The sequence below is a fragment of the Mesorhizobium sp. M7A.F.Ca.US.006.01.1.1 genome, from assembly GCF_003997935.1.
Classification (GTDB): Bacteria; Pseudomonadota; Alphaproteobacteria; order Rhizobiales; family Rhizobiaceae; genus Mesorhizobium.
In genome coordinates this window covers 21,311-30,863 of record NZ_RZQL01000052.1, presented here as the reverse complement: position 1 = coordinate 30,863, position 9,553 = coordinate 21,311, and the positions used below count along the sequence as shown (strand labels likewise).

Genomic DNA, 9,553 nt, shown 5'->3' with positions numbered 1-9,553 from the left:
AATGCGGCGGCGACTTCGAATCCTGGAAGCAGGGCGTCGCCGCGGAAGCCAAGGCGGCCGGCGTCGGCACTGTGGGTCTCGACGCCCTTGAAGCGGCAACCTTCGACGACAAGGTGTTGGCACGCGACCGCGCCCAGGGCGTCTTCACCCAAACCTTTGTCGAGTTTTCCAACCGCATGATTTCGGCCTATCGCCTGAAGCAAGGTGCGGCGAGCATGAAGAAATACGCGGATGTCTTCGCCCGCGCCGACCAGCAGTTCGGCGTCCAGGCGCCGATCATCGCCGCCTTCTGGGCGCTGGAGACCGATTTCGGCGCCGTGCAGGGCGACTTCCACACGCTGAGCGCCCTGGTGACGCTTTCCCATGACTGCCGCCGCCCGCAGCTCTTCCGGCAACAGCTGGTGCCGCTTCTGGAGCTGATCGATCGCGGCGTGCTGCCGGCCGATGTCAGGGGCGCCTGGGCCGGCGAGATCGGCCAGACGCAGATCCTGCCCTCCGACTATCTGGCACGCGGCGTCGACGGAGACGGCGACGGCAAGATCGACCTGCGCGGCAGCGTGCCCGATGTGATCATGACCACCGCCAACAAGGTGCTGTCGCGCGGCTGGAAACGCGATCAGCCCTGGATCCAGGAAGTCCGCGTACCCGAAGACATGCCATGGGATCAGACCGGCCGCACCAACAAACTGCCGCTGTCGCAGTGGGCGCAATGGGGCGTCACCAACCCCGACGGCACGCCGCTGATCGACAACGGCCTCAAGGCCGGCCTTGCGTTGCCCATGGGCCGCAAGGGCCCCGCCTTCCTCGCCTATGACAATTTCGACGTCTATCTTGAGTGGAACCAGTCCTTCACCTATGCGCTGACCGCGGCAAACCTCGCCGCCCGCTTGGCGGGGGCAAAACAGTTCGACCCGCGGACTCCCGAGACCGGTCTCAACAACGAGCAGATGAAGGCGCTGCAGACCAAGCTCGAAGCCAGGGGCTACGATGTCGGCACCGTCGACGGCATTTTAGGCACCAACACCCGCGAGGCGATCCGCAAGGAGCAGATGCGGCTAGGTTTGCCGGTGGATGGCTGGCCGACGCCGGAGCTTTTGGCAAAGCTTTAGCGAATAGCGAATAGCGAATAGCGAATAGAAGGTAGTCCTCCCTTGCTGCTGTCTCAGCAAATCTTCTATTCGCTATTCGCTAATCCGCCATCGTCTCCAGACTTGCAAACCCCTGCGGCGCGTCGCCCTCGTCGAACGGCGTCGTCACCTCGACGAAGGTGTCGGGATAAAAACCGTTGAAGCGGGTCCGCAGCGACAGTGAGTAGGCGCCGATATGGCCGATCTCGATCCAGTCGCCGGTATCGACCGTTTCCGGCAGCCAGAATGGCCGCGACAGGATGTCGACGGAATCGCAGGTCGCGCCGCAGACCTTGAACGGCACGATGTTCTTCTCCTCGCCATTGCGCGAGCGGATCGCAGGATCGGGAATGAACCGCGCCGGCAGCGTGATCTTGCCGGTCCATGAATCCGACAGCGACGCCCAGATGCCGTCATTGATGTAGAGCCGTTTGCCCTTGCGCAGCAGCACCCGCACGATCAGCGACAGGCAGCGCGCCACGATCACCCTGCCCGGCTCGGCCACCAGCGGCATCTGGTCGAACTGATACTCTTTCAGATCGCCCGACAGTCGCGACATGATCTGGCCGAGCGACGGCATCTCGATCTGCTTGCGATTGGGATCGTGGCCGTATTCGGCGGGGAAACCGCCGCCGACATCAAGCCCGGCAATGTCGAAGGTCAGCCGGTTGCGCACCCAATCGGCGGAGGCCAGCGCCCGCTCATAGGTGTCGGGATCCTCGATCTGGCTGCCGACATGGAAACACAGGCCAACCTTGTAGCCGGTACGGTTCAGCCGCTCCGCCAGTTCGACAGCATAGGCCGGCCCGGCGCCGAACTTCTTCGACAGTTCGTAAGCGGCATGGCCTTTGGTCTGCACCCGCACGAACACGCTGATCGAGCCCGGATCGATGTCGAGAGCCCGCACCACGCGTGTCAGCTTGGTGATCTCGTCCTCATGGTCGAGCGAAATGACGCGGATGGCGTATTTCTCCAGCGCCAGCTTGATGTCAGACTGCGCCTTGACCGGATGCATGTAGAGCATCTCGGCATCGGGGGAGACCGCGCGCACGGCGGCGAACTCGCCCGGCGAAGCGACGTCGAAAGCCTTGACGCCGGCTTCGACCAGGGTCTTCAGCACGATCTGCTCGCCATTGGTCTTGACCGCATAGGCGGTCTTGCCCGGGAACATGCCCATGAACTGCCTGGCATCCGCCATCAGCACCTGCGGGCGGAAGCAATAGACCGGATCGTCCGGACGAAGCGCCAGTGCCGCCTCGCGGGCATTCTCGAATCGCTGCATGGACGAATCCTCACTTCGGCTGCGCACAATTAATCCAAGCTAACGGCTAATGAAAACAATTCTGTGTCTCGTGCGGCTGACGCTGGGGCGCTAGGTCTTTGCCAGCGATCAGGTTTCGGGTGGCCCTTGTCACTGAGTCCGATATGGCTTCTGCCTGACTGACTGGCATTCAGGCCGTCTGGGAGGGCGACTCACATGGCAATAGCCGCGACATCAGCACCACGCGGGCCGATGGTGCTCAAGGACTGGGGGCAATTGCTGCTGCTTGGCGCGATCTGGGGCGGCTCGTTCTTCTTTGCACGCATCGCGGTGGCGGAACTTCCCCCGTTGGTGCTGGTGCTGTTTCGCGTCGCCATCGCCGCGATCGCGCTGCAGATCTATCTCGGCCTGCGCGGTCCGTCCTTCCGCCTCGCGCTTCCGCATGCCGGCCTGTTCTTCCTGCTGGCGCTCACCAACAACGTCGTGCCCTTCTCGCTGATCTTCGCCGGCCAGACAGAGCTTGGCGCCGGTGTCGCCTCGGTGCTCAACGCGACGACGCCGTTCTGGACATTGATCCTCGCCAACGCGCTGACATCAGACGAAAAGCTCTCCTGGAACAAGCTCGCCGGCATTGCGCTCGGCATCGCCGGCACGGCTGTGATGATCGGCCCCGGCCTGCTTGCCGGGCTTGGCGGCCCCGTCTGGGCCAAATTCGCGCTGATCGGCGCTTCGCTGTCCTATGGCATTGCGCTGATGGTCGCCCGCCGCTTCAAAGGCGTGCCCTCGCCGGTCATCGCCACCGGACAGTTGACGGCATCGACCATCATCATGATCCCGATCGTGCTCTTCACCTACGGTCCATCCGGCCTGTTCTCGGCCTCGCCGCCGGTCTGGGCGGCGGTGCTGGCGCTGGCGCTTCTGTCCACCGCCTTCGCCTACATCCTCTATTTCAACCTCGTCGCCTCGGCCGGCGCGACCAATGCCTCGCTGGTCACCCTTGTCGTGCCGGCCAGCGCCATGCTGCTCGGCTTCCTGTTCCTTAGCGAACGGCTGGAGCTGTTCGAAATCGGCGGCGTGGTGCTGATCGCGCTCGGCCTCGTCACCATCGACGGGCGGCTGCTTGGTCGACGGTAGAGAGCCGCGCGTCCATCTGGACGCGCAAAGGACGCTCTAACCACTTGATTGCCCCCGCATCGCGAAAGTCGAAGTCGACTTTCGCTGGGGTAGCGCTGCCATGACACGGCAGCGACACGAGTCGGCCACATTTTATTCACAGGTCTGAAGCCGGTTTTTGCCTAGGAGTTTCAAAGCCTAACGGCAAAAGACATGTCGCGGATTTCACAATCACGTCGCAATGCAGCACATTTTCCGCTTGCCTGTGGCACAAATGAACCTAGACTCCATGACATAGCTCTTTAAGAGGAGGCTATGTCATGGGACTTACGAGGCCTATCAACGCATTGATGATCTGTGCTGCGTTCGCCTTTATCGGAGCCCTTATTATGGGCTTCCTTCCCTGACCGCCAAAGCGGGGAAGACCAGCACCCAAATAGTCCAACCAATTCAAAAGGCCGGGTTTTACCGGCCTTTTGTCGTTAAACCCGACCTCAGGCAGCGGCTGATCCGGCGGCCGCCGCCTCGTGCGAGCGGATGCCGATCATATGGCAGATGGCAAAGACCAGATCGGCGCGGTTCATGGTGTAAAAGTGGAAATCGCCAACACCGCGCTCGACCAGGTCCATCACCTGTTCGGCTGCCACCGCCGACGCCACCAGCGCATGAGTCTGCGGGTCCCGGTCAAGGCCCTCGAACCGTTCCGCTAGCCAGCCGGGCACATGCGCGCCCGCCCTCGCTGAAAAGTTCGCGACCTGCCTGAAACTGTGAACCGGCTGGATACCCGGCACGATCGGGATGTAGATGCCGGCGCGGCGGACGCGCTCGACATAACGCTCGTAGAGATCGTTGTCGAAGAAGAACTGGGTAATGGCGCGCGTCGCGCCATTGTCGACCTTGCGTTTCAGCATCTCGATGTCGGTGGCGAAATCGGGACTTTGCGGATGCTTTTCCGGATAAGCCGCGACCGAGATGTCGAAATCCGCGATTGCCTTGAGCCCGGCAACCAGCTCCGCGCCATTCTCGTAGCCACCGGGATGCGGCCGATACAGTTCGCCGACGCCGGAGGCCGGGTCGCCGCGCAGCGCCACGAACCGGTTGATGCCGATCGACTTGTAATCCTGGATGACCGCGTCGACCTCGTCGCGCGTTGCACCGACGCAGGTCAGATGCGCCGCTGCAGGAATACCGGTTTCCGTCAGGATGCGTTTTACAGTGCGCGCGGTGCGCTCCCGCGTCGAGCCGCCGGCGCCGTAGGTCACCGAGACGAATTTCGGCTTCAGCGGCTCCAGCCGTGTCACCGTCTCCCAAAGCCTTGCTTCCATCTCGTCCGTCTTCGGCGGGAAGAATTCGAAGGAAACCCGGACCTTGTCGCCGATGTCGGGGCGGCGGGAAAAGCGGAACTGGTTCATGCGATTTCCCCCATCGAGTTCGCTTTGGTCTGCCTTGTGTCGCTGGAAGGATCGGCGATCAGCAGACGCCGATCGCGGCCGAGCCAGAGTTTCACGGTGAGCCTCGCCTCATTGCCGCCGCGCGGCTCGAACTCCTGGGCATCCTCGAGATCGAGGCCGGCTTCCGAAAACCAGTCGGCGATCTGCCGGTCGGAAAAGCCGAGCCGCATATGCGCGTGCTCCTCGCGCAGGAATTCCAGCGCATGGGGCGCGAAATCGACGATGACCAGGCGCCCTGCCGGACGCAAAAGCCGCGCCGCCTCGTGGATGGCGCGGGCGGGATCGTCGAGATAGTGCAGCACCTGATGGATGGTGACGAGATCGAAGGCATCGCGCTCGACCGGCGGCGCGAAGATGTCGCCCTGCCGAACCTGCGCGTTCGAAACGCCGGCCTTGTCGAGATTGGCGCGCGCCACGGTCAGCATCTCGCGCGACATGTCGATGCCGACACCGCGCCGATAAAGCGGCGAGAAGATTTCGAGCAGCCGCCCGGTGCCGGTGCCGAGATCGAGCATCGACTGGAACGGCCGCTTGCCGACCAGTTTCAGCATTGCGGCTTCGACGGCGCGGTCCGGCACATGAAGCGAGCGGATATGGTCCCAGCTTGCCGCATTCACGGAAAAATACTCGACCGCCCGGTCCTGCCGCTTGCGCTTGACCGCGGCCAGGCGCTCAAGATCGCGCTCGACCTGCGGATCGGCTCCGCGAATGCCGGAAACCAGCCCCATGACGAAGTCACGCGCGGAATCCGCATCCGACAGGCGGAAGAAGGCCCAAGACCCTTCCTGGTAGCGGCCGATCAGCCCTGCCTCCAGAAGCAGCTTCAGGTGCCGCGAAACGCGCGGCTGCGACTGGCCGAGAATTTCGGTAAGATCGGAAACGGTGAGGTCACCGCGCGACAGAAGTGCCAGTATGCGCAATCGGCTGGATTCGGCCGCCGCCTTTAACGTATCCACCATAGTGTCGAGCGAGACATGCATCAGCGTATTCTCTTTGAAAAGATATAAACATATGTTTATGTCGATTTTCGCGGCCTTGCAAGCGCTATGTCGCTTCCGGACAAGAAAATGCCGCTTGTGTGGCGTTTTAAGAGACATGGGCCATGACTGAAACGCGTGAGATGTTCGAGGAGCGCGAAGGCGAGCAGAGGCTGGAAAACGATCCGGCTCTGATGCCGCCTGATGGCGGCATCGTCTTCATCGGCCGCATTGCCTCGCCGTGGACGACGCGCGAAACCTGCCCCAAGAACATGCGCGCCGCGCGCGAGACCGGGCAGAAGGCAGTGCTGACCGTCGACGCGCCGTACCGAAGTGGCCTGCGGGGGCTGGCGCGCGCCAGCCACATCATCATCCTGTCCTGGCTGCACCATGCGCCGCGGGACCTGATTGTGCAGAAACCGCGCCATGCGGCTGAAGCGAAAGGTGTATTTTCGCTGCGCTCCCCTGCCCGCCCCAACCCTATCGGGCTGCATGTGGCCAGGCTCATTGGGCTTGACCAACACACCGGCCGCATCGACCTCGACGCCATTGATGTGCTCGACGGCACGCCGGTCATCGACATCAAGCCTTATTTCGCGTCGACCGACGCTATTGCCGAGGCGACCATCGAAGGGCGCGACGAACCCGATCGGATTCGGCGATGACAGCGCCGACCGGCCGCCGCCGCGCCATCGCCAAGGCGCTGACAGCACTTCTGCCGCTGGCGCCCTATGCCGACATGGAGAAGATCCGCACCGACGCCGGCGCGGTCCACATGAAGACCTTGCCGCCGGGCATCGCCGTATGGCTGGCGACCATTGCCCATATCCGCCACATGCACACCGATTACGAGAAACTGCTGAGCGAAGGTTACGACCGCGACTCGGCGCGTTTCTTCGTCATCGAGCAGACCAACATCGTGCTCACCCGCTGGCGCGCGACACGCCTGCTCGACGAGGATGACGAGGAGGAATGACCACGGCTACTTCCGCTTTAACACTGCGACCGCATTGTAGGGCTGGCCGTCGGCCTGGCCGACCCAGGTCCAGGATAGATTGCCCTTGTAAAACCTGACGGTGATGTTGCCGCCATCGATGCACTTGTCCTGACCGTAGGTGATGCTCTCGTGGTATTCAGCCGACGTGCCGTCCCTGGACGTCTGCGACAGCGATCCGCCGCAGCCGAGCGAAGGATAGTCGATCGACGCGCTGCCATCGTTGATGGTCATGGCGATCGCCCAGTCGGCCCCGGCGTCACCCGCCGGGCTCTGGTGGCCGTTGCCGAGCCAGGTGCCGCTCAGCGACGGCACGTTCACCGCACAAGGCAGGTTCTGGAAGATCGGTGTCAATTCGCTGCCGGTTTTCTCGCAGCGATAGGTCTGCCCGCCCTGGCACAATTCCTCGCCTTCGCGCGCGCACTGGGCGCTGGCTTCGCTCGCGGCGGCGAACATCGCCATGGCTGCTATGACGGCCCCAAGCCTGCCCATCTTCTCCCGCCCGTTCAGAGCGGGCAATGTAAGGCAATTCCGATCCAATGTATCGGTCAGATCGTCATCGAGGCCGAACAGCACCGGGCGGGTGGCTCTATGCCTTCAGCCCTGCGCCGATAGCCTGCTGATCTCGCCTTGCGCGACAGGAGGCCCCGATGAGCCACACGGCGACGACACAGGACGAGAAGCGACCGCCCGTGGTCGACGACCGCCATGTCGACCCGCACTCCTATCCCGAGGGGGTCGCTTTCCTCGACGGCCAATACCTGCCGATGTCGCAGGCCAAGATCTCGGTGTTGGACTGGGGTTTTCTGCATTCCGACGCCACCTACGACACCGTGCATGTCTGGAATGGCCGCTTCTTCCGCCTCGATTTGCATCTCGAGCGCTTTTTCGGCGGGCTGGAAAAGCTGCGCATGACCATTCCGTTCGATCGCGACGGCGTAACCGAAATCCTGCACAATTGCGTGGCGCTGTCCGGTCATCGCGCCGCCTATGTCGAAATGCTGTGCACGCGCGGCGCCTCGCCTACCTTCAGCCGCGACCCGCGCCAGGCGGTCAACCGCTTCATGGCGTTCGCCGTGCCGTTCGGCTCGGTCGCCAATGCCGAGCAGTTGCGGCGCGGGCTGCGCGTCGCCATCAGCGACAAGGTGCGCATTCCGCCGGCCTCGATCGACCCGGCGATCATGAACTACCACTGGCTCGATCTGGTGCGCGGCCTCTACGATGCCTATGACCGCGGCGCCGAGACCGCGCTCATTCTCGACTTCAATGGCAATGTCGCCGAAGGCCCGGGCTTCAACGTCTTCTGCGTCAGGGATGGCAAACTGTCGACGCCTTCCATTGGCGTGCTGCCCGGCATCACCCGCCGCACCGTCTTCGATCTCTGTGGCGAAGAAGGTCTTGCCGCCGCCGCGACCGATGTCAGCGTCGCCGCATTGCGCGAGGCAGACGAGGTGTTCATCACCTCGACCGCGGGCGGCATCATGCCGGTGACTGAGATCGATGGTATCCAGGTCGCCGACGGCAAGGTCGGACCGATCACCAGCCGCGTGATGGCGCTCTACTGGCAAAAGCATGACGATCCGGCATGCTCGTCTCAGGTGAATTATCCCTGATAATTCAGGCGTCTTTTTCGAAAGGTTCCGGTCGCCTCTGGAAAATCGGAGGATGGACCGTATATGCCCGAAAGCGGAGAAGCCTCCGCTTTCGCGCAAAAATCACGCCCGCAGGGGCAAGGACTCCAAGATCATGACAAACAAGGTTTGGTTCATCACCGGATCGTCGAAGGGCTTTGGTCGCGTCTGGGCCGAGGCCGCACTCGCGCGCGGCGACAGCGTCGCGGCCACCGCCCGCGATGCCGGCACGCTCGCCGATCTCGTCGAGAAATACGACGACAGGATTGCCGCGATAAAGCTCGACGTCACCGACAAGAAAGCCGTCGATGCCGCAGTCGCCGAGGCGCACAAGCGTTTTGGCCGGCTCGACGTCGTCGTCAACAATGCCGGCTACGGCCATTTCGGCGCCATCGAGGAGGTCAGCGAACAGGAAGCCCGCGACCAGATCGAAACCAATGTCTTCGGCGCGCTGTGGGTCACTCAGGCCGCACTGCCGATCATGCGGGCGCAGCGTTCCGGCCACATCATCCAGATTTCGTCGATCGGCGGCGTCAATGCCTTTGCCTCGCTCGGCCTTTACCACGCTTCGAAATGGGCGCTGGAGGCCTTCAGCCAGTCGCTGAGCATCGAGGTCGCGGAATTCGGCATCCATGTGACGCTGGTCGAACCGGGCGGCTTCTCCACCGACTGGGCCGGCCCGTCGGCAAAGGTGTCCCAACCGATCGAGGCCTATGCGCCGGCTCGCGCCAAGATGGCCGAGCGCCGCGCCAATTCGGTCGCCGGCGATCCAGAGGCCACCGGGCCGGCCATGCTGGCCATTGTCGACGCCGCCGAGCCGCCGCTGCGGGTGTTCTTCGGCGACGGCGGCCTGCCGATGATCAAGCAGGAATACGCCAACCGCATTGCCACCTGGGAGAAGTGGGACGACGTCTCCACCATGGCGCAAGGCGCCAAGAAAAACCGCAAGGGCTGAAGTCCAGCACTTTGCTACGCCGCCTCATAAGGCGGCGTAGCCTG

10 protein-coding genes are annotated in these 9,553 nt (G+C 63.1%); 6 read left to right on the top strand and 4 right to left on the bottom strand.

The window, feature by feature from the left end; translation table 11 throughout:
* Positions 1 to 1,109, top strand: a 1,109-nt coding sequence (locus EN943_RS12020) for a lytic murein transglycosylase (RefSeq protein ID WP_127412795.1), incomplete at its 5' end; no start/stop codon positions are given.
* A gap of 79 nt (positions 1,110 to 1,188) precedes the next feature.
* Here EN943_RS12020 and EN943_RS12015 read toward each other — a convergent pair.
* Complete coding sequence (locus tag EN943_RS12015; RefSeq protein ID WP_013530936.1) at positions 1,189 to 2,409, bottom strand: alanine racemase; 1,221 nt, start codon at positions 2,407 to 2,409, stop codon at positions 1,189 to 1,191.
* Positions 2,410 to 2,604: 195 nt separating this feature from the next.
* Here EN943_RS12015 and EN943_RS12010 point away from each other — a divergent pair, with 195 nt between their 5' ends.
* Complete coding sequence (locus tag EN943_RS12010) at positions 2,605 to 3,522, top strand: DMT family transporter (protein WP_127412794.1); 918 nt, start codon at positions 2,605 to 2,607, stop codon at positions 3,520 to 3,522.
* Between the two features lie 473 nt (positions 3,523 to 3,995).
* Here the strand turns inward: EN943_RS12010 and metF are convergent, their stop codons facing one another.
* Positions 3,996 to 4,913: a methylenetetrahydrofolate reductase [NAD(P)H] gene (gene metF / locus EN943_RS12005; RefSeq protein ID WP_127412793.1), complete on the bottom strand. Its 918-nt coding sequence runs from the start codon at positions 4,911 to 4,913 to the stop codon at positions 3,996 to 3,998.
* The gene (locus EN943_RS12000) at positions 4,910 to 5,932 is read right to left on the bottom strand and encodes a metalloregulator ArsR/SmtB family transcription factor (protein ID WP_127412792.1); all 1,023 of its coding nucleotides are present in this window, start codon (positions 5,930 to 5,932) and stop codon (positions 4,910 to 4,912) included. The genes metF and EN943_RS12000 overlap by 4 nt, the downstream gene beginning before the upstream one ends.
* Positions 5,933 to 6,054: 122 nt before the next feature.
* Between EN943_RS12000 and tsaA the strand changes: the two genes are divergently transcribed.
* Positions 6,055 to 6,594, top strand: coding sequence for a tRNA (N6-threonylcarbamoyladenosine(37)-N6)-methyltransferase TrmO (gene tsaA / locus EN943_RS11995; RefSeq protein WP_127412791.1), 540 nt, complete (start codon positions 6,055 to 6,057; stop codon positions 6,592 to 6,594).
* Positions 6,591 to 6,905 (top strand): DUF2293 domain-containing protein, encoded by a 315-nt coding sequence (locus EN943_RS11990; RefSeq protein WP_127412790.1) that lies wholly within the window; start codon positions 6,591 to 6,593, stop codon positions 6,903 to 6,905. Before tsaA ends, EN943_RS11990 begins: the two co-directional genes overlap by 4 nt.
* Before the next feature lie 6 nt (positions 6,906 to 6,911).
* Here the strand turns inward: EN943_RS11990 and EN943_RS11985 are convergent, their stop codons facing one another.
* Positions 6,912 to 7,415, bottom strand: a complete 504-nt coding sequence (locus EN943_RS11985; protein WP_127412789.1) for a hypothetical protein — start codon at positions 7,413 to 7,415, stop codon at positions 6,912 to 6,914.
* Between the two features lie 158 nt (positions 7,416 to 7,573).
* Between EN943_RS11985 and EN943_RS11980 the strand changes: the two genes are divergently transcribed.
* The gene (locus EN943_RS11980) at positions 7,574 to 8,536 is read left to right on the top strand and encodes a D-amino acid aminotransferase (RefSeq protein ID WP_127412788.1); all 963 of its coding nucleotides are present in this window, start codon (positions 7,574 to 7,576) and stop codon (positions 8,534 to 8,536) included.
* A gap of 133 nt (positions 8,537 to 8,669) precedes the next feature.
* Positions 8,670 to 9,509, top strand: coding sequence for an SDR family oxidoreductase (locus EN943_RS11975; RefSeq protein ID WP_127412787.1), 840 nt, complete (start codon positions 8,670 to 8,672; stop codon positions 9,507 to 9,509).
* Positions 9,510 to 9,553 lie beyond the last annotated feature (44 nt).